Here is a 20,133-nt window from a genome sequence, read left to right as displayed (position 1 = left end):
GGGATGCCCCTCGCCCGTCGCCTGACTCTCGCGGATGCGGTCGCCATCGGCCTCGGCTCGATGATCGGCGCCGGCGTCTTCGCGGTGTGGGCTCCCGCGATCGGCGTCGCAGGGAGCGGCATCCTCATCGCCCTCGCGGTCGCCGCCGTCGTCGCATACTGCAACGCCACCTCGTCGGCGCAGCTCGCCGCAGCGCACCCCGTCGCCGGTGGCACGTACGCCTACGCCCGCGCGGAGATCGGTCCCTGGTGGGGCTTCATCGCGGGGTGGAGCTTCGTGATCGGCAAGATCGCCAGCTGCGCGGCCATGGCCATGACCTTCGCCGCATATGCGGCCCCGGCCGGATGGCAGGTGCCCGTCGCCGTCGCGGCGGTCGTGCTCCTCGCCGTCGTGAACTGCTTCGGTGTGACACGCACGGCCCTGGTCACCCGCATCCTCGTCGTGTGCTCGCTGCTCGGGCTCGCGGTCGCGGTCGGCTTCGGATTCGCGGCCACCCCGACCGCCTCTCCCACCCCGCTGCCCGATGCCACGGTCTACGGGGTGCTCCAGGGCGCCGGGCTGCTGTTCTTCGCGTTCGCCGGCTACGCCCGCATCGCGACGATGGGCGAAGAGGTCGTCGATCCCGCGCGCACGATCCCCCGCGCCATCGTGTTCGCCCTGGGGGGCGCGGTCGTCGTTTATGCACTGGTCGGTGCGGTCGTCGTGCTCGTTCTCGGCGCCGATGTGATCGGTTCGACGGCGCCGCTGGTCGACCTGCTCACCGCCGCCGGCGCATCGGCGTGGACTCCGGTTCTTCGCGTGGCAGCGGCTGCCGCCTCGCTCGGCGCTCTCCTGGCGCTGCTGACCGGAATCGGCCGCACGACTCTAGCTATGGCTCGCGAGGGCGATGTTCCTCGATTCCTCGCGAAGATCGACCGGCGCCATCAGGTTCCGCAGCGCGCCGAGATCGCCATCGCCCTCATCGTGATCGCCATCGTGCTCGTCGCCGATCTGCGCGGCGCCATCGGTTTCTCGTCCTTCGGCGTGCTCCTTTACTACCTGATCGCGAATGCAGCCGCCTTCCGGCAGACGGGACGCGCACGACGCTACCCGCGAGCCCTGCAGGTGCTCGGAGCCCTCGGATGCCTGGTCCTGGTGAACACCCTGCCCGTGTTCGCGTCGCTGGTCGGAACCGCCGTGGTGCTCCTCGGTGTGGGATACCGGGTGCTGCGGCTGCGGTTCACTCGGGTGTGAGAACCGTGCGGGGCCTAGGCTCACCGCTCGGAGGTCAGCCGCTCGGAGGTCAGCCGCTCGCCTCGGAGCGGTACGCCCGTGGGGCGATCCCGAGCACGGTCTGGAAGTCGCGCGTGAGGTGCGCATGATCCGCGTAGCCGAGCTCGGCGGCGATCGAGGCAAGATCGGCTCCCGGCTCCTCGCGCACACGCTGCGCCGCCTCCTGCAACCGCCGACGCCGGATCATCGCTGCGGGTGAGAGGCCGACGTAGCGGTGCGTCATCCGCTGCAGGGTGCGCACCGAGACGGCGAGCCTGGTCGCCGCCTCCTCCGGGGTGAACGCCGGGTCATCGCCCATCAGCACGTCCATCACCGCGTTGGCCTGGCGTGCAGGATCGCCGACCGGTGACGCGCGCTCCTCGAGCCAGCGGGAGAAAGCCTCGACCGCACGCTCTCTGTGCCTTTCGTCCGAGCCCATCGCCGAGACGACGGCATCACGAAGCGCGGTGACATCGCCGGCCTCGTGGTCGAGCACCCGCTCTCCGTCGACCAGGGATGACGGATCCTCGATCAGCGCAGCGACCGCCGCCGGACGCAGAAGTGCGCCGACGGCCCATCCGCTCCCCCGCAGGTCGCGGTGCGACGCGCGGGTCGTCGCGCCCGACAGCGTCACGGCTTCCGCATCGACGACGAGGTTGAGGGCCGGATAGGCGACGATCTCCTGCTGCGAGGAGCGCCCTGGTGCGATGTCCCACTCCGGGATCCAGAACCATGCGACCAGATCCGTCACCGCCGACGGTGCCGGCAGCCGGTGGAACTGCGGCAGGCGAGCGGGATACAGCACACCACGGGTCGGATTCACCATGCGCCCAGCGTAGGGTCCACCGCCGACGCCCGAAGGCTGTCGCGGATCTTCAAGCCGCCGGCACCTCGCCCGGCCTAGCGTGGCGGCATGAGCAACGACGACACCACGACACACGACACCCCCACGACCGGCGCGAGCGGCACGTACACGACGAACGGCCGCCCGAACAGCGCCACCTCGCTCACTCCCTTCCTGGCGATCCCGAATGCGAAGCAGGCCATCGAGTTCTACCGCGAGGTCTTCGGCGCACGCGTCATCGACGTGACCGAGTTCGGCGGAGTCGTAGCCCACGCCGACCTCGACTTCGGTCTCGGCCTGCTCCAGCTCGGAGAGCCGAACGCCGAGTACCGCCTCGTGCGCTCCCCCGAGGGCGACGACGACTGCTACTCGATGGGGCTGTACGTCTCCGACGTCGATGCGGTCGTCGAGAAGGCCGTCGCCGCGGGAGCGACCGTGCGCGAAGCCCCGGCACCCTTCGTCTCGGGCGACCGATTCGCCAGCATCCGCGACCCGTTCGGGGTGCGCTGGTCGGTCATGACCCGCGTGGAGGACATCTCCGACGAGGAGAGCAGCCGCCGGGTGGCGGAATGGGCGGCCTCGTTCAGCGCGGCACCGGCAGACGGCGCGAGCTGAGCGATGCCTCGGCCGCACGGCACACCGCGGGAAGCAGCGCCTCGGCCGTGCGGCGATAGCCCAGCGCGCTCGGGTGGAAGCGGTCGAGGCTGAACATCGCCTCGGGCTCGTCGAAGAACATCGGTCCCACCGCTCGACGCAGATCGACCGGTTCGGCGCCCGCCCGCCGTGCCGTCTCGTCCTGGATCTCGGCGAGACGGCGGGACAGGCTGGAGGCGAGGCGGCGGAGAGGTTGCGGCACCGCACGCAGCGCACCGAGGTCGGGGCAGGTGCCCACGACGACCTCGGCCCCTCTCTCACGCAGCCGGCGGATCGTGTCGTGCAGGTGCTGTGCGGACAGCGCCACGGGCAACCGGTGCGTCACGTCGTTCCCTCCGACGACGATCACGGCCACGTGCGGACGGTAATCCGTGGGCAGGGCATCGAGCTGGCCGGGGAGATCGGGCGACTCCGAGCCGACGACGGCCACCGTGCGCAGCCGCACCGGCCGATGCATCCGGCGTCCCGTCGCCTTCGCCAGCCGCCCGCCGAGGGTCTCCTTGCGATGCTCGGCCCCGAGGCCTGCGGCGATCGAGTCGCCGAGTACGAGCAGTTCGAGGGGCTCTCCGTCGAGACCTCGACGCCACAGGCGATCCGCGTCGAGCGCTTCCTCGCCCAGCGGCTTCCCGATCCGCCGTCGTGCGAGCGCCGCCTGCTGCCGGAGCACGAGACGGAGGCCGACCAGGAGCGCGACGAGTGCCACCCCGACCAGGACAGGCGGCACGACGACCGGTATCCGAACGCGACTCACGCCCCGATTCCACCCCGACATCGTGAACGCGGCGTGAACGGGAGCAAGGACGCCCCGTCATTCCGGGTGCACCTGTCGGGACTTCGGGCGGATGTCGGGCAGAACCACGGCGATTCCCCCGACATCCGTGCATCCACCCGACAGGTGTCCCGGCGCGGCGGACCGGACCGGACCGGACCGGACCAGACCGGTCAGGACAGCGGCTTGAGCTCCAGCTCGCCGGTGCCGGCGGAGACGGTCGCGAAGGCGGTGTAGCCGTCGGCCGCCGAACGCTCGAGCAGCGCCTTGACGTTCTTGGTGCGTCGCTCGAGCCGCACCCTGGCGCCACCTGCGATCAGCGCCGCCTTGTGCCGGACGAGCTCGTGCACCGGAACGTCGGCATCGTGGATGAGCACGACGGCCTGCGCGGTCGCATCGGCCTCGTCGGCGATCAGGTCGACGAGGCGCTCGAAGCCGAGCGAGAAGCCCACGGCGGGAACCTGCTGCCCGAGGAAGCGGCCGATCATGCCGTCGTAGCGACCGCCACCGCCGAGCGAGTAGCCGACCGAGGGGTGCGCGAGCTCGAAGATCGTGCCGGTGTAGTACCCCATGCCCCGCACGAGGAACGGATCGAAGACCAGGGGGATGTCGGAGTGTCCCCGCCCCGCGGCCACCGCCTCGCCGATTCCGACCAGGTGCTCGACCAACTCGGTCGGGGCACCATCGGGGAGCGCCTTGCGGATCTGCCGCTCGCCGAACGGGTTGTACTCCATGGTCTGCGGACGACGCAGGAACGCATCGAACGCGTCGGCGGCTGCGGTGGAGGCGCTGCGCTCACGCAGCTCGGCCGCCACACCCTCGGGCCCGATCTTGTCGAGCTTGTCGATCGTGATGAGCACCCCGGGGCGCTCCTCGGCGGTGAACCCGAAACTGTCCAGCATCCAATCCAGCACCCGACGGTCGTTGATCCGCACGGTCGCACCGTCGAGACCGAGCGCGTCGACCGCGTCGAGCGAGGCGACCATCAGCTCGGCCTCGGCGCGCGACGAGTCATCTCCCATGATGTCGATGTCGCACTGCACGAACTGGCGGTAGCGCCCCTTCTGCGGGCGTTCGGCGCGCCAGACCGGACCGATCTGGATCGAGCGGAACACCGTGGGCAGCTGGCCGCGGTTGCTGGCGTAGAAGCGCGCGAGCGGCACGGTCAGGTCGTAGCGCAGGCCGAGGTCCGAGAGGGCGGCCGGGTCGTCGGCGGCAGCGCGGATCGCGTCGGCGTCGAGGCCGCGGCGCAGGATGTTGTACGACAGCTTCTCGTTGTCGCCGCCGATGCCGGCGTGCAGGCGATCGTAGTCCTCGACGACGGGCGTCTCGATCTCGTCGAATCCATGCGCGCGGTAGCGCTCGCGGATGACGGAGAGCACGCGCTCACGGCGGGCCTTGTCGGCGGGGAGGATGTCGCGCATGCCGCGCGGCGGGTTCACGGTAGCCACGGTTCCATCTTCCCAGGTCTGCCGACGCCCCCGTGCCGGGATCAGGATGCGGCTTCGGCGGCCCGCACGTCGTCTTCCAGTACGCGCAACCGCTCGCGCAGCGCCCGCTCGGCATCCCAGCCCTGCGCACGCGCCGTCGCCACCAGTGCCAGGAGCGCCTCACCGAGCTCGTCCTCCGATGCCGGGGCGGCGGCGGACTCCACCGCGACGCCCACTCCCGCCGCGCGATTGGCGAGCTTCTGGGCGAGCGCGAGCGCCGGCATCCCCCGCGGCACACCATCGAGCACGCTGCGGCGGGTGCGCTTCTCCGCCGCCTTCGCGGCGTTCCAGTGCACCAGCACCTGCTCCGGCGTCTCGGCCACCTCGCCGGCGAACACATGCGGATGCCGACGCACCATCTTCTCGGTGAGCGTGCGTGCCACGTCGTCGATGTCGAAGGGATCGTCCGGGTCCTGTGCCGCGATCGCCGAATGGAACAGCACCTGCCAGAGCAGATCCCCCAGCTCCTCGCGGAGGTCGTCGCGGCTGCCGCTCTCGACGGCGTCGATCACCTCGTGCGACTCCTCGATCAGGTACGGCACGAGGTCGCGGTGTGTGATCCGCTGCGACCACACGCAACGCTCCCGGACGGCGTGCATGGTTTCGGCTGCCTGACGCAGCGGATCGGCAGCGTCCGCCGCGGCCGGGGACTCAGAGCTCACGCTTCCTCCTTGCATCGACCCGGCCGGAAGCGGCGAGGGCCGGAACATTCCTCATGACGATGCGGACGCGACCCGACGGTACCAGCGCGCCCGCAGGGAGACGATGATCCCGGAGAACACGAGAGCGATCAACGACCCCACGAGCACACCGAGGATCGCCTGGTCCCTGATGCCGCCGTCGTCGGCGAAAGCGAGGTTCGCCAGCAGCAGCGAAACGGTGAAGCCGATGCCGCCGAGGGCACCGGCGGCGAGGATGTCGGCGAACGGCAGCGCAGGATCGGCGCCCTTCGGCCGGATGCGCATCGCGAGCCAGCCGAACAGCGAGATGCCGATGATCTTGCCCACGGGCAACGCGACCACGATCGCCCAGAACGCCGGCGACAGCTCGGTGATCGAGACGGCGGGGATCACCACGAACGCCGCGACGAAGGCGAACAGCGGCAGGATGGCGCCGTTCACGGACGGCTCGAGTGCGTGCCTGGTACGCCCGGCGGGCACGGGCGACATCACGAGACCGAGCAGCACGCCGGCGATCGTGGCGTGGATGCCGGAGGAGGCGACCAGACCCCAGGTGATCACGCCGACCAGGGCCATGGCGACGGCGATCAGCGGGTGGCCCTTGGCGTGCAGCAGTCTGCTCAGCGCCCAGAAGACGGCAACGCCGACGATCGCGAGCCCGAACAGCAGCCACTGCACGTCATCGGCGAACAGCACGGCGATGAAGATGATGCCGATGATGTCGTCGAGGATCGCGAGGGCGAGCAGGAAGACGCGGACGCGCGAGGGCAGTCCCTTGCCGAACATCGCCAGCACGCCGAGGGCGAACGCGATATCGGTCGCCGTGGGGATGGGCCAGCCCGGAGCCGTCGTGCTGTCGCCGCCGGCGATCAGCAGGTACACCGCGATCGGGACCAGCACGCCGCCGGTCGCCGCGATGGCGGGCTGCACGGCCTTGCGCGGGGAGTCGAGCTCGCCGTGGGTCAGCTCGTGGCGCAGCTCGATGGCCACGACGAGGAAGAAGACGGCGAGAAGGCCGTCGGACACCCAGTGCGCGATCGACAGATCCAGGGCCGTGCCGGGGATCGCGATGTGGAGATCGAGGAAGGCGGCGAGCGCGTCGTGCGTCGGCAGGTTCGCAAGCAGGAGTCCGAGGCCGGCCGCGATGAGGAGGAGGACGGCAGGGAACTGCTGCCCGCGGAGGGGGTTCGCTGAGATGCGCATTCCCCCCATCGTAGGTCGCCGACAGGCCTCGGCGCCTCTCGTCATCGCCCGATCGCGAAGCAGATCGTCATGCGTGCAGGACACTCCTCTGACGAGGGATACTCTCGAAGTGTGACCCCCGCACACTCCTTCTCCGAGCCCACGAACACCGAGGCCATCCGCGTGATCGGCCGATTCGAAGCCGGCCGCGGCATCCCCGATGCCATGCGCACCGATGTCAGGATGCTCGGGCAGCTGCTCGGGCAGGTGCTGCGCGAAGCCGGCGGCGACGACCTCTTCGAAGACGTCGAACGGCTGCGTCTGGCGACGATCCAGGCCTATGACGAGGAGACCTCCGACGCCTTCGAGCGCGCGGCGGCGATCGCCGAGTCGTTCACGGTGGCTCGGGCCGACGAGGTCGCCCGCGCGTTCACCTGCTACTTCCACCTCGTGAACCTCGCCGAGGAGCACCAGCGCGTGCGCGTGCTGCGCGAGCGCGCCGGACAGCCGGGCCGGGAGGACGCCGCCGACACCGTCGCGACCGCGTACGCGCGGCTGCGCACCGAGGTCGGCGACGACGAGGCCCGCCGCCGACTGGAGGGGCTCCGCTTCCACCCGGTCTTCACGGCGCACCCCACCGAGGCCCGCCGACGCGCGGTGTCGTCGAGCATCCGCCGCCTGTCCGAGCTGCTCACGCAGCACGATGCCGCGAGCGAGGGCGGCTCGGAGGAGCACCGTGCCCGCCGCCGGATGCTGGAGGAGATCGACACCCTCTGGCGCACGGCCCCGCTGCGGTCGCAGAAGCCCTCCCCGACCGACGAGGTCCGCACCGTGATGGGGGTGTTCGACGAGACGCTCTTCACGACGGTGCCGCACGTGTACCGCCGCATCGACGATGCGCTCCGCGGAGAGGACTCCGGCGCCACCGCCCCGGTCGTTCCCGCCTTCGTGCGGATCGGCTCCTGGGTGGGCGGCGACCGCGACGGGAACCCCTTCGTGACGGCATCCGTGACCCGCGAGGCCTCCCAGATCGCGGCCGACCATGTGCTGCGCGGTCTCGAGCGCGCGCTCGATCGCATCGGCCGCACCCTCACTCTCGCCTCCGACGACACTCCGCCCAGCGCCGAGGTCACGGCGCTGTGGGAGCGGTTCGCCGCGGCGGAGCCGAACCTGGCGGCCGAACTCGCCACCCGCTCGCCCGACGAGCCGCACCGTCGCGTGCTGCTGGTGCTGGCGCGTCGCGTCGCCGCGACCCGTCACGGTGACAGCACTCAGGCGTACTCGCGTCCTGAGGAACTGCTCGCGGATCTGCGCGCGGTGCAGTCCTCGCTCGCGGACGCCGGAGCGAAGCGGCACGCGTTCGGCGGCGTGCAGCACCTGATCTGGCAGGTCGAGACCTACGGCTTCCACCTCACGGAGCTCGAGGTGCGCCAGCACTCCCAGGTGCACGCGAAGGCCCTGGCCGAGCTCGATGCCGGCGAGGCCATCAGCGCGCAGACCGAGGAGGTGCTGGAGGTGTTCCGCGCGATCGCGGACATCCAGAACGACCGTGGCCTGCGCGCCGCCGGGCGCTACGTCGTCTCCTTCACCCAGGCGGCTTCCGACCTCGCGAACGTGCACCGTCTCGCCCGCTACGCGCTCGGTGACGACGCCCCGGTGCTCGACGTGGTGCCCCTGTTCGAGACGTTCGCCGATCTGCAGGCGGCACCCGGCATCCTCGCGGAGGCCGTGACGTTCCCCGAGTTCCGCGAGCGCATGGCCGCCACCGGCAATCGGCTCGAAGTCATGCTCGGCTACTCGGACTCGTCGAAGGACGTCGGCCCCGTCGCCGCGAACCTCGCCCTGTACGAGGCGCAGGAGAAGATCGCACGGTGGGCGCAGGAATCCGACATCGAGCTGACCCTCTTCCACGGTCGCGGCGGTGCGCTCGGCCGCGGCGGCGGGCCCGCCAACTCCGCGATCCTCGCGCAGCCTCCGCACTCGGTCGACGGCCGGTTCAAGCTCACCGAGCAGGGCGAGGTCATCTTCGCCCGCTACGGCGAGCCCGCGATCGCCATGCGGCACATCGACCAGGTCGCGGCGGCGACGCTGCTGGCCTCCTCCCCCACCGAGGAGGAGCGCACGAGCCGGGCGGCCGCCCGCTATGCCGAGGTCGCCTCGATCATGGACGCGGCCTCCCGGGAGCGTTTCTTCTCGCTCGTGAAGGCGGAGGGCTTCGCCCCCTGGTTCGCCACCGTGACCCCGATGGAGGAGATCGGGCTGCTGGCTCTCGGCTCCCGCCCCGCCCGCCGGGGGCTCTCAGTCGAATCGCTGGAAGACCTGCGGGCCATCCCGTGGGTGTTCGCCTGGACGCAGGCCCGCATCAACCTGGCCGGATGGTTCGGACTCGGCACCGCCCTGGACGCGGTCGGCGACGAAGAGCTGCTCGTGGAGGCGTACCGGGAGTGGCCGCTGCTTCGCACCATGATCGACAACGTCGCGATGAGTCTCGCCAAGACCGACGAGCGCATCGCCCGTCAGTACCTGGCCCTCGGCGACCGCGACGATCTGGCACAGCTCGTGCTCGACGAGCTCGCGACCACGCGGCGCTGGGTGATCCGTCTCACCGGGGGCGAGAGCCTGCTCGAGAACAAGCCCGTGCTGCAGCGCGCCGTGCAGCTGCGCAGCCCCTACGTCGACGCGCTCTCGCTGCTGCAGCTGCGCGCGCTGCGGGCCCTCCGCTCGGCCGCAGAGGATCCGACCGGCTCCGGCGCCGACCCGGAACAGCAGCGGCTGCTGCTGCTGTCCGTCAGCGGTGTGGCCGCCGGCCTGCAGAACACCGGGTGACCGACGTCGCCACCGACCGAGCGGGAACCCTCGCTTTCGGTGCCCACTAGAGTGAAATCTCTGCCGGATCCGGCACAGCCTCACGCGACACGATCGCCTGCACCACCATCCCCCACCAGAAAGCTCTTCCGCGTGACCGCTACGTCTCCCGTCGACTTCCATCCGCTCGCCGCATCCGTGCAGCCCGTCTTCGACACGGTGCTCTCCCGCAGCCCCTACGAGCCGGAGTTCCACCAGGCCGTCCACGAGGTGCTGCACTCGATCGCACCTGTGCTGGAGCGCCACCCGGAATACGTCGACGGCGGCATCCTCGAGCGACTCGTCGAGCCCGAGCGCCAGATCCTCTTCCGCGTGCCGTGGATCGACGACGCCGGCAGGCTGCAGGTCAACCGCGGCTACCGCATCCAGTTCTCCTCCGTGCTCGGCCCGTACAAGGGCGGACTGCGCTTCCACCCCTCGGTGAACCTGTCGATCATCAAGTTCCTCGGTTTCGAGCAGATCTTCAAGAACGCGCTCACCGGCCAGGGCATCGGCGGCGGCAAGGGCGGATCCGACTTCGACCCGCACGGAAAGTCCGACGCCGAGGTCATGCGCTTCTGCCAGTCGTTCATGAACGAGCTCTACCGTCACCTCGGCGAGCACACCGATGTTCCCGCGGGCGACATCGGCGTCGGCGGCCGCGAGATCGGCTACCTCTTCGGCCAGTACCGTAAGGTCACCAACCGCCACGAGTCCGGCATGTTCACCGGCAAGGGGACGGGGTGGGGCGGTGCAGAGGTGCGCACCGAGGCCACCGGGTACGGCGCGGTGTTCTTCGCGCAGGAGATGCTCGCGGTGCACAGCGACTCCCTCACCGGCAAGCGCGTGGGCATCTCGGGATCGGGCAACGTCGCGATCTACGCGATCCAGAAGGCCACCCAGCTCGGCGCCACCGCGGTGACGGCCTCGGACTCCTCCGGCTACGTCGTCGACGACGCCGGGATCGACCTCGATCTGCTGCGTCAGATCAAGGAGGTCGAGCGTGCCCGCATCGTCGAGTACGCCAACCGCCGCCCGAGTGCCCGCTTCGTCGAAGGCGGCAGCGTGTGGGAGGTCCCGGTCGACATCGCCGTCCCCTCCGCCACCCAGAACGAGGTCAGCCTCGCCGATGCCCAGGCCCTGATCGCGAACGGCGTGCGCGCCGTGTCCGAGGGCGCGAACATGCCGTGCGTGCCGGATGCGGTCGAGGCGTTCCAGAAGGCCGGTGTGCTGTTCGCCCCCGGAAAGGCCGCGAACGCCGGTGGCGTCGCCACCTCCGCGCTCGAGATGAGCCAGAACGCCTCGCGTCAGCGCTGGAGCTTCGGCGACAGCGAGAACAAGCTGCGCGAGATCATGGCCGACATCCACGATGCGGCCTTCGACGCCGCGGAGCGCCACGATGTCGCGGGCGACTACGTCGCCGGAGCCAACATCGCCGGCTTCGAGCGCGTCGCCGCGGCGATGCTCGCCCAGGGTGTCATCTGACCCCTTCCTCGACACAGGTTCCTCGACACGAGAAGAGCCGCCTCCCTTCCGGGGAGGCGGCTCTTCTCGTGTCGGGATGTCGGGTCAGCTCTCGTCGACCGGAACCTTGACGACCTTGTTGTATCCGGTCACCGCCTGGTTCTCGTCGAAGGCGACGACCTTCTTGCGGAAGCCCTTCGTGATGATGGCGAGGTAGACGACCCCGATCGCGGTCCACACCAGGCCGCCGCGCAGGGCGTCCTCGTGCAGGTTCGCCCAGAGCAGACCGGTGAGCACCATGCCGATGCCGGGCATCACGATGAAGCTGAAGATGTCGCCGGGAGTCTTGCGACGGCCCTTGCGGATCGCGAACCACGCGATCACCGAGATGTTGACGAAGGTGAAGGCGATCAGCGCGCCGAAGTTGATCCACGCGGCGATCAGCTCGAGGGTGAACGGGATGGCCAGCAGCGAGATGGCGCCGACCAGCACGATGTTGAAGGTCGGGGTGTGGGTGCGCGGGTTGATGTAGCCGAACGCCCGCTGCGGCAGCACGTTGTTGCGGCCCATCACCAGCAGCATCCGCGACACCGAGGCGTGCGAAGCCAGGCCGGAGGCGAGGGTGGCGCAGAAGCCGGCCGCTGTCAGCACCGCCATGAGCACGGGGCCGCCGACCAGGTTGCCGATGACCGGCAGCGTGGAGTCCTCGACGAACTGCATGTCGCCGCCCGGCGCGAACTCGTTCCAGTCGGGGAAGCGCAGCTGCGTGAGGTAGCCGGAGATGAGGAAGATCGCGCCTCCCAGAAGCACCGTCAGCAGGATGGCCTTGGGCATGATCTTCGGGTCCTTGGCCTCTTCCGCGTACATCGTCACGGCGTCGAAGCCGATGAACGAGAAGCACACGATCGTGGCGCCCATCAGCACCGCACTCATCGTGGCGCCGTCGTGGAAGAACGGGGTCATCGAGGCCACGGTCGCGGCACCCTCGCCGCGCATCAGCTGTGCGATCACCATCACCACGAAGACGACCATCACGATGATCGAGAAAATGAGCAGGATCATGTTCAGGTTCGAGGTGCCGCGCATCGTGAGGTAGATGATGCTCGTGACGAGGATGCAGTACAGCACGACCCAGATCCACCCGGGGATCTCGGGGAAGAGCGCCTCGAGATAGCTGCGGATGATGAGGCAGTTCACCATCGGCAGCAGCACGTAGTCGATCAGCGACGTCCAACCGACCATGAAGCCGAGGTTCGGATGGATCGACTCGCGCACGTAGGTGTAGGCGGATCCGGCACTCGGGATCGCGCTGGAGATCTTGCCGTAGCTGATGGCGGTGAAGACCATCACGACCAGCGCGACCAGGTACGCCGCCGGAACGACGTTGTCGGTGTCACGGGCGACCATGCCGAAGGTGTCGAAGACGACCGTCGGTGTCATGTAGCCGAGCCCGAGCCCGACGATGGCCCACAACCCCAGATTTCGTCGGAGCGTCCCTCCGCCTTGCGCCAGCGGCTTCGTCTTCGTTGCCATGGGTACTCCTCGGGGAACAGCGCATGGGTCGGACTTCGGATCGTCCGACGCTGAGGAACAGTATGGACCGGAGGTAATCGCCAGCGCTACGACGAATTCGGTTCGAAATACGCTTTTAACAATCCGATGGACAGCGGGATTCGAAGATGAGGACCCGAGTCACCACCCTTCGGTCAGCACCCTGTCCAGCATCGCGACGACATGATCGGCACTGTGCGCCGTGAGGCACAGCGGTGGTTTGATCTTCAGGACGTTGGACCGCTCGGATGTCGTCAGCACGATCACACCGAGTTCACGCATCCGCTCGCAGATCGCCGCGGCCTCGGCGGCCGCCGGCTCCATGGTGTCGCGGTCACGGACGAGTTCGACACCGAGATACAGCCCCTCGCCGTGGACGACGCCGATCAGCGGATGCCGGTCGGCGAGGCCCCGAAGGCCCTCGGCGAGGCGCGCGCCGATCACTGCCGCGTTGTGCTGCAGTCCGTCCTCGGCCATCGCATCGAGCACCGCGATGCCGACCCGGCAGCTGAGCGTGCTGCCGCCGGCGGAGGAGAAGAACTGGCCCTGCGTCGACAGCGCGTCCGCGATGCGCTTCGAGGTGATGACCCCGCCGATCGGGAATCCGTTGCCCATCGGCTTCGCGATCGTGATGATGTCGGGCACCACCTCTGCGAGCTCGAACCCCCAGAAGGCGGACCCCATCCGCCCGAAGCCGACCTGCACCTCATCGGCGATGCACACCCCGCCCGCCGCCCTGATCTGCGCGTAGGCCCCGGCGAGATAGCCGTCGGGGAGCACCACGCCCCCCGCATTGCCGAGGATCGACTCGCACAGGAACGCCGCGACCTCCCGTCCCTCCTCCCGCAGCCGATCGAGATCGGTCGCGAGGTCGGCGAGATAGGCGCCGGCGACGTCCGCACCGCGATACGTGCCACGGAAGCGGTTGGGCACATCGGCGATGTGCACCCAGTCGGGGCGCGTGGCGAGCGCGAAGGGGTTGTCATAGGCGCTGGTGGTCACCGCATCGCTCGCCATCGTCCAGCCGTGATAGGCCTCTCGCAGCGCGACGACCGTGCGACGACCGGTCGCCGCCTGCGCCAGACGGATGGCGAGATCGACCGCCTCCGAGCCGCTGTTGACCAGCAGCACCGTGTCGAGGTCGCTGCCTTCGGGCATCAGGGCGAGAAGTCGTTCGCTGTACTCCGCGAGGTCGCGGAACAGGAAGCGGGAGTTCGTGGCGAGGGTCCGCAGCTGGCGGTCCGCGGCGTCCGCGACCTTCGGATGGGCGTGGCCGAGACCTGCGACGTTGTTGACCATGTCGACGTACGTGCGCGCGGTGGTGTCGATCAGGTGGTGCTGCCAGCCGCGTTCGATCTGCGGGGGACGTTCGTAGTAGCGCTCCTGCGCCGCAGCGAAGATCCTCTCGCGACGGCCGAGCTCCGCCGCGGCCTCGTCGTGCTGCGTGAAAGAGGGCAGTCCGAGGACGGGTGCGGGGTCGGCGGTCAGCCGGCTCCACGCCGGGACGCGGTCGGGGGCGACCAGGGCTGCGCCGTCCGCCTGTTGCTCCGGAGCATCGTCTCGCCGGATGCCCACCGTCAGCCGCCGCGGTTCGAAAGCTGCGGCGAGCCATCCCACCGTCTCGCCGGCGCCCACAGGGCGCTCACGGCGCTCCTCCGCATCGAGTCCCGTGATCTCGAGCACCCAGTCGTGGCCGCCGCCAGGACCGTCGAGGTCGAGGATGAGCCGAGCGGTCCCGCCCCGTTGCGTCACACGCCCACTCGCGGGCGCCGCCACTCGCGCCCGGGGCCCCGGAGGGAAGTGCAGTTCGCAGGCGGTCGCCCAGGTCTGCCCCGCCTCTGCGTCGTCGACGCGCGCTCGCGTCAGCCGGAACGCGCCGTACGGCATCACCGCCACGGCGACCCCGAGCTCGATCGCCTCGGCGATCAGCTCCTCCTCCGCGTCCTCCCGGATCCAGCGCCCGCCGTCGAGGGCTGCGGACTCGACTCCGGGATCGATCACGGCCACGCGGCCGGTGAGATCCGGCAGCAGCGAGGCGAGAGGGGCGACCTCCGCCTCCGCCGCCAGATCCGCCGCATCGAAGCCGCCTTCGTCGATTCCGACCGCGACGAGCACGTGCTCGGTCATCTCGACCAGCGGCAGCAGGGTCGCGGCGTCGAAGATCGCCTGCTCGCCCGCGATCCGCTCCCGCGCGTAGTCGTTGTCGCCGTCGATCTCGAGCTGACGCCACCCGCTCGCCACCAGCAGCGCGGCGCGCAGCACCACGAGAGGCCAGACCGCTCTGGCCTCCGCCACGCTCAGCGGGGCATCCCGGTGGAAGGCGGCGATCGTCTCGATCACGCGCAGCGGCCGCTCAGGCTCGTGGTGCAGCATCGACGATGCGCACACCGCAAGCTCGGCCACGCGCCATCCGAGTCCGAGATCGCCCAGATCGAGGACCGTGTGCGGATGCAGGCGGGAATCGTCGCCCCGCGTGCCCATCACGTTGTCGTCGGTGAGGTCGCCGTGGATCGCCTGCACCGGAAGGCCCGCGGCGAGCGGGGCGAGAGCGGCATCCGCCTTCGCCGCCGCACGCAGCACGCGCCCTCGCAGTGCGGCGTCGGCGATGGACGGTGCGAGTGCCGTGGTCTGCTCGTGCGCGACGCGCATGTCCCACATCTGCGGGCGATCGAGACCGGGATGACCGAGGGGCGCCAGCGCATTCACGGAAGCGGCGGCGAGCGCGCCGAACTCGGCGAGCACCACCGGGGCGAGATACCCCGCATCCACCAGCGGCTCCCCCGGGGCGAACTCGCTGCGCCGCACGGCGAATCCGTTCCAGCGCTGGGTGAGCGCGCCGTCGAGACCCGGGAGCACCGCCGGCACGCGGACCCCCGCGTCGCGGTAGGCGTCGAGGGCGGCATGCTGCGCGTCGCGCGCCGCATCGCCGAACACCGCGTTGTCGATGCGTAGCACGCTCTTCGCGCCGTCCTCCGCCGTGAGGAGGAAGTTCCGGTCCTGATTGCTGCCGAGCTCCTGCGCGCTCGCCGTGATCCCATAGCAGTCCAGGGCGATGCGCGCGGCATCCGCCGTGCTCACGTCGGGGCGGACCAGGCCCACTCCGCCCGTCATGCGCGGTGCTGCCGGTGGTGCGCGCCGTCGATGCTCACGTCGTGCGCATGCCGTGCGAGCGACGTGCCGTAGCGCTCGGTCAGCTGCACCATCAGGTCGGGGGTGTCGCGGTCGACACCGAACACATGCCCAGGGAAGTCGAGATCGGGCTGCGCCGCCGCGATCTCGGCCTCGCGATCCGGCGAGAACAACTGCGCGGGGTCGCCGACGGCCACCCAGCCGATCGGGACGACGGTGCCCTCCGGCAGCACGGCACGACGGAGCACGATCGCATTGACGCGCACCTCGCAGCGCGGCCCGATCAGCGCACCGTTGAACAGTCGCGACCCCGAGGCGAGGAACGTCTCCTCGCCGACGGTCGCGCCCGCGATGCTGGACAGCGTGCCGATCAGGGTGTGCGACCCGATGTGCACGGCGTTCGCCGCCGTGGCGCGGATGAGCGCGTTCTCCATCACGATGACGTGCTCACCGAGGGTGATCGCTCCTCCCTCGGCGGTGATCACGGCGCCGTGCAGCACCTGGCAGCCCGGCCCGATCTCGACGTCGCCGGAGATCACGGCGGTGGGGGCGATGACGGCGGTGTCATGGACGCGGGGCCGAGCCCCGAGGTGCTCGTACAACATGCCGCCAGACTAGTCCCGCGGCCGCGGCGGCGCGCTACTCGGACGCAGTCGGCTCAGGGAAGATCGCGGTGAACAGCTGACCGACCCATTCGAGCAGCTGCGCGTCGGGAAGCGGCTCGAGCCCCACGCCGACGGCGGCGGGGACCGTGGGCATCGGCACGACCAGCGCCTCTCCCCCTCCCACGAGCTTCGCCTTCGGGTAGAGCCGCTGCAGCCGTACCTTGATCGAATCCTCGAGCCGGGCGGGCGCGATGCGCAGATTCGACCCCATCACCACGACGTCCGTCAGGCCCGCACGCGCGGCGCGCCGGCGCAGGCGCGAGATCGCCAGCAGCCCATCGACCTCTTCCGGCGGCGTTCCGTACCGGTCGACGAGCTCTTCGATGACCAGGTCGATCGCGTCGTCCTTGGCCGTCGCCGCCGAGGCGGCGGAGAGCTTCTGGTAGGCCTCCAGGCGCAGCCGCTCACTGTCGATGTAGTACTCGGGGATGCGCGCGTCGAGGGGAAGCTCGAGACGCAGTTCCTGCCCCGTCTCGACCTCGTCGCCGCGGAAGGTCGCCACTGCCTCGCCGATCATGCGCAGATAGAGGTCGAACCCGACGCCCGCGATATGACCGGCCTGCTCGGCGCCGAGCAGGTTGCCCGCGCCGCGCAGCTCGAGGTCCTTCAGGGCGACCTGCATGCCGGAGCCCAGGTCGTTGTTGACCGCGATGGTCTGCAGCCGGTCGGCGGCGGTCTCGCTCAGCGGCTTCATCTCGTCGTACAGGAAGTACGCGTACGCGCGCTCGCGCCCTCGCCCGACGCGCCCGCGCAGCTGGTGCAGCTGGCTGAGTCCGTACTTGTCGGCGCGGTCGATGATGATCGTGTTCGCGTTCGCGATGTCGAGACCCGTCTCGATGATCGTCGTCGAGACGAGCACGTCGAACTTGCGCTCCCAGAAGTCGTCGACGACCTGTTCGAGCTGGTGCTCGCCCATCTGTCCGTGCGCGACGGCGATCCTGGCTTCGGGCACGAGTTCGGCGAGCTCGCTCGCGACGCGCTGAATCGACTGCACGCGGTTGTGCACGAAGAAGATCTGCCCCTCGCGGAGGATCTCGCGACGGATCGCCGCGGCCATCTGCTTGTCGCTGCGCGGACCGACGAACGACAGGATCGGATGCCGGTCCTCGGGCGGAGTCGCCAGCGTCGACATCTCACGGATGCCGGTCACCGCCATCTCGAGCGTGCGCGGGATCGGGGTGGCGCTCATGGCAAGGATGTCGACGTTGGTCTTCATCTTCTTGAGCGCGTCCTTGTGCTCGACGCCGAAACGCTGCTCCTCGTCGATGATCATCAGACCGAGGTCTTTGAACATCACCTGGTCGGTGAGGATGCGGTGGGTGCCGATCACCATGTCGACGGAACCCTCCAGCAGACCCTGCAGAGTGAGCCGCGCCTCCTTGTCGGTCTGGAAGCGCGACAGCGGCCGCACCTTGACCGGGAAACCGGCGAAGCGCTCGGTGAACGTCTCGAGGTGCTGCTTCACGAGCAGCGTCGTCGGCACGAGCATCGCCACCTGTTTGCCGTCCTGGATCGCCTTGAATGCGGCCCGGACGGCGACCTCGGTCTTGCCGAAGCCGACGTCTCCCGAGAGCAGGCGGTCCATCGGGATGGGCCGTTCCATGTCGGCCTTGATCTCGTCGATCGTCTGCAACTGGTCCAGGGTCTCCGCGAACGGGAACGCCTCCTCCAGCTCGCGCTGCCATGGCGTGTCCGGGCCGAAGGCATGGCCCTTGGCGCTCATCCGTGCGGAATAGAGCTTCACGAGCTCGACCGCGATGTCGCGGACGGCCTTGCGGGCCTTGCCCTTTGCCTGCGACCAGTCGCTGCCGCCCATCTTCGACAGGGTCGGGGCCTCGCCGCCGACGTACTTCGAGAGCAGGTCGAGCTGATCCGTGGGCACGAACAGCTTGTCGCCCGGGTACCCGCGCTTGGACGGCGCGTATTCGAGCACGAGGTAGTCGCGGATCGACTTGGTGGCGTTGCGCCCGCCGGTGGACACCTCGCGCTGGGTCATCTCCACGAAGCGGCCGATGCCGTGGGTCGCGTGCACCACGAAGTCGCCCTGCTTGAGCTGCAGCGGGTCGACGACGTTCTTGCGCCGCGATGCGAGCTTCTTGACGACGCGCTGGTCGCCACCGATCGTGCGACCGTAGAACTCGTTGTCGGTGAGCACGGCGAGCTTCGCCTCGGCCACCTGGAAGCCGGCCTCGACGGATCCGGTGACCAGCGTCGCGACACCACCCTCCGGCGCCTCGGTGAGCGTCTCGACCACACGGGCCGCGAGTCCTCGGTCGGCGAGCACGTCGCGTGCGCGGTCGACCAGGCCGTGACCGGCGGCGATCACGACCACGCGCCAGCCGTCGGTGACCTTCGCCTCGACGAAGGAGATCGCGCCGTCGACGTTGCCGTGGAAGGAGGGGATGACGGCGGCGCCGAGGTTGGTGGCCTCCGCATCGCCTTCGCCGAGTCCGGCGCCGAACGGGCTGAGCCGCCACCACACGCCGCCCCGGTCGCGCACCACCTCGCGGAGGTCGGCGATCGTCAGGAAGTCGCCGGCGCCCAGATCGATGGGCGCGGAGGCGCCGGAGGTGGCCGCGCTCCAGGCGGCATCCAGGAACTCGCGGTTCGTGTCGCCCAGGGTGATCGCACGTGCGGTCGCGCGCTCGGGGTCGATGACCGCCGTGGCGCTCCCGGAGGGCAGATACTCGGCGAGCGACTTCAACGGGCCGGCGACGGCGGGCAGCAGCGACTCCATGCCCTCGACCGGGATGCCCTCGGCCATCTTCTCGAGCATTCCGGAGATCGCCGGGAAGCCGCCGACGAGCGCGCGGGCGCGCTCGCGGACCTCTGCCGTGAGCAGCAGTTCGCGGGTCGGAGGAAGGTCGACGCTCGCGACATCGCCCGGGAGCGAGCGCTGGTCGGCAACCGAGAACGCGCGGATCTGGTCGATCTCGTCGCCGAAGAACTCGATGCGGTACGGGTGCTCGGAGGTGGGAGGGAAGACGTCGAGGATGCCGCCGCGCACCGCGAACTCGCCGCGCCGCGACACCATGTCGACGCGCGAGTAGGCGCGCTCGACCAGCTGTTCGACCACGCGGTCGAGTTCGTGTCCTCGGCTGCCGGCGGCGAGCTCGAGCGGGGCGATCTCGCCCAGGTTCCCCGCGATCGGCTGGAGAGCGGCCCGCACCGATGCCACGACGACGAGCGGGTGATCCCCCGACCACTCCGCGATCCGTCGCAGCGTCTGCAGGCGCTGCCCGACGGTGTCGGGGCTCGGGCTGAGGCGCTCGTGCGGCAGCGTCTCCCAGGCGGGGAAGGTGAGGATGTCGGCGTCGGGCAGATAGGCGTGCATCGCCAGCGCGAGGCTCTCGGCCCGCCTGCCCGTCGGCACGACGGCGAGGAGGGCGGCCGGGTGTCCTGCCGCCGTCCGCTTCTCGAGCAGGCCGGCGAGCGCCGGGGCGTCGAGCCCGTCGACCAAGCCGAGGTCGGCATCGGTGCGCGCCCAGCTGAGGGCGTCACGGTACAGAGACGCCTCTTCCAAGGCGCGCAGAATCCCCGGAACAGTCACCGGATAAGACTAGTCGCGCCCACGGACACTCCGGCCGCTGCCCCTGCCACGGGTGCGCAC

Annotated in this window: 13 protein-coding genes; 4 read left to right on the top strand and 9 right to left on the bottom strand. The window is 70.0% G+C overall.

Features of this window, described 5'->3' with window-relative positions; translation table 11 throughout:
- Window positions 1-3 precede the first annotated feature (3 nt).
- Window positions 4-1,233, top strand: coding sequence for an APC family permease (locus F6W70_RS05030; protein ID WP_055864660.1), 1,230 nt, complete (start codon window positions 4-6; stop codon window positions 1,231-1,233).
- A 49-nt stretch (window positions 1,234-1,282) separates the two neighbouring features.
- Here F6W70_RS05030 and F6W70_RS05025 read toward each other — a convergent pair whose 3' ends face one another.
- Window positions 1,283-2,077: an AraC family transcriptional regulator gene (locus tag F6W70_RS05025; protein ID WP_151486062.1), complete on the bottom strand. Its 795-nt coding sequence runs from the start codon at window positions 2,075-2,077 to the stop codon at window positions 1,283-1,285.
- Window positions 2,078-2,164: 87 nt separating this feature from the next.
- Here F6W70_RS05025 and F6W70_RS05020 point away from each other — a divergent pair, with 87 nt between their 5' ends.
- Window positions 2,165-2,710 carry a VOC family protein gene (locus F6W70_RS05020; protein WP_151486061.1) on the top strand — a complete coding sequence of 182 codons (546 nt, stop codon included), beginning with the start codon at window positions 2,165-2,167 and terminating at the stop codon, window positions 2,708-2,710.
- Here F6W70_RS05020 and F6W70_RS05015 read toward each other — a convergent pair.
- The 4 genes from F6W70_RS05015 to nhaA all read right to left on the bottom strand — a co-directional run bounded on the left by F6W70_RS05015 (window position 2,679) and on the right by nhaA (window position 6,891).
- Complete coding sequence (locus F6W70_RS05015) at window positions 2,679-3,473, bottom strand: SGNH/GDSL hydrolase family protein (RefSeq protein WP_151486640.1); 795 nt, start codon at window positions 3,471-3,473, stop codon at window positions 2,679-2,681. The genes F6W70_RS05020 and F6W70_RS05015 overlap by 32 nt on opposite strands.
- Window positions 3,474-3,691: 218 nt before the next feature.
- A complete protein-coding gene (hisS, locus tag F6W70_RS05010) occupies window positions 3,692-4,942 on the bottom strand; it encodes a histidine--tRNA ligase (protein ID WP_288968837.1) in 1,251 nt (416 codons plus the stop codon).
- A gap of 68 nt (window positions 4,943-5,010) precedes the next feature.
- Window positions 5,011-5,685, bottom strand: a complete 675-nt coding sequence (locus F6W70_RS05005) for a nucleoside triphosphate pyrophosphohydrolase (RefSeq protein ID WP_373695312.1) — start codon at window positions 5,683-5,685, stop codon at window positions 5,011-5,013.
- Between the two features lie 36 nt (window positions 5,686-5,721).
- Window positions 5,722-6,891, bottom strand: a complete 1,170-nt coding sequence (gene nhaA / locus F6W70_RS05000; RefSeq protein WP_151486059.1) for a Na+/H+ antiporter NhaA — start codon at window positions 6,889-6,891, stop codon at window positions 5,722-5,724.
- A gap of 111 nt (window positions 6,892-7,002) precedes the next feature.
- Between nhaA and F6W70_RS04995 the strand changes: the two genes are divergently transcribed.
- Together F6W70_RS04995 and gdhA are read left to right on the top strand one after the other, a co-directional pair.
- Window positions 7,003-9,696 carry a phosphoenolpyruvate carboxylase gene (locus F6W70_RS04995; protein WP_127482664.1) on the top strand — a complete coding sequence of 898 codons (2,694 nt, stop codon included), beginning with the start codon at window positions 7,003-7,005 and terminating at the stop codon, window positions 9,694-9,696.
- Between the two features lie 132 nt (window positions 9,697-9,828).
- Entirely contained in the window at window positions 9,829-11,199 is a 1,371-nt protein-coding gene (gene gdhA, locus F6W70_RS04990; protein ID WP_017828746.1) for an NADP-specific glutamate dehydrogenase, read from the top strand.
- Window positions 11,200-11,283: 84 nt separating this feature from the next.
- Here the strand turns inward: gdhA and F6W70_RS04985 are convergent, their stop codons facing one another.
- The 4 genes from F6W70_RS04985 to mfd form a co-directional block, all read right to left on the bottom strand.
- Window positions 11,284-12,711 (bottom strand): APC family permease, encoded by a 1,428-nt coding sequence (locus F6W70_RS04985; protein WP_235562436.1) that lies wholly within the window; start codon window positions 12,709-12,711, stop codon window positions 11,284-11,286.
- Between the two features lie 159 nt (window positions 12,712-12,870).
- Window positions 12,871-15,840, bottom strand: a complete 2,970-nt coding sequence (locus tag F6W70_RS04980) for an aminotransferase (protein WP_170287857.1) — start codon at window positions 15,838-15,840, stop codon at window positions 12,871-12,873.
- Complete coding sequence (locus tag F6W70_RS04975; protein ID WP_017828749.1) at window positions 15,837-16,463, bottom strand: gamma carbonic anhydrase family protein; 627 nt, start codon at window positions 16,461-16,463, stop codon at window positions 15,837-15,839. Before F6W70_RS04975 ends, F6W70_RS04980 begins: the two co-directional genes overlap by 4 nt.
- 34 nt (window positions 16,464-16,497) lie before the next feature.
- Window positions 16,498-20,073 (bottom strand): transcription-repair coupling factor, encoded by a 3,576-nt coding sequence (mfd, locus tag F6W70_RS04970; RefSeq protein WP_151486058.1) that lies wholly within the window; start codon window positions 20,071-20,073, stop codon window positions 16,498-16,500.
- Window positions 20,074-20,133: the final 60 nt, after the last annotated feature.

Origin of the sequence: Microbacterium maritypicum (genome assembly GCF_008868125.1) — a bacterium.
Taxonomy (GTDB): Bacteria; Actinomycetota; Actinomycetes; order Actinomycetales; family Microbacteriaceae; genus Microbacterium; species Microbacterium maritypicum.
This window is presented reverse-complemented; position numbering and strand designations above follow the sequence as displayed.

Coding starts and splice junctions, on each gene's coding strand:
- F6W70_RS05030 (WP_055864660.1), top strand. CDS start 4: ATGCCCCTCGCCCGTCGCCTGACTCTCGCGGATGCGGTCGCCATCGGC.
- F6W70_RS05025 (WP_151486062.1), bottom strand. CDS start 2,077: ATGGTGAATCCGACCCGTGGTGTGCTGTATCCCGCTCGCCTGCCGCAG.
- F6W70_RS05020 (WP_151486061.1), top strand. CDS start 2,165: ATGAGCAACGACGACACCACGACACACGACACCCCCACGACCGGCGCG.
- hisS (WP_288968837.1), bottom strand. CDS start 4,942: ATGCGCGACATCCTCCCCGCCGACAAGGCCCGCCGTGAGCGCGTGCTC.
- F6W70_RS05005 (WP_373695312.1), bottom strand. CDS start 5,685: ATGCAAGGAGGAAGCGTGAGCTCTGAGTCCCCGGCCGCGGCGGACGCT.
- nhaA (WP_151486059.1), bottom strand. CDS start 6,891: ATGCGCATCTCAGCGAACCCCCTCCGCGGGCAGCAGTTCCCTGCCGTC.
- F6W70_RS04985 (WP_235562436.1), bottom strand. CDS start 12,711: ATGGCAACGAAGACGAAGCCGCTGGCGCAAGGCGGAGGGACGCTCCGA.
- F6W70_RS04980 (WP_170287857.1), bottom strand. CDS start 15,840: ATGACGGGCGGAGTGGGCCTGGTCCGCCCCGACGTGAGCACGGCGGAT.
- F6W70_RS04975 (WP_017828749.1), bottom strand. CDS start 16,463: ATGTTGTACGAGCACCTCGGGGCTCGGCCCCGCGTCCATGACACCGCC.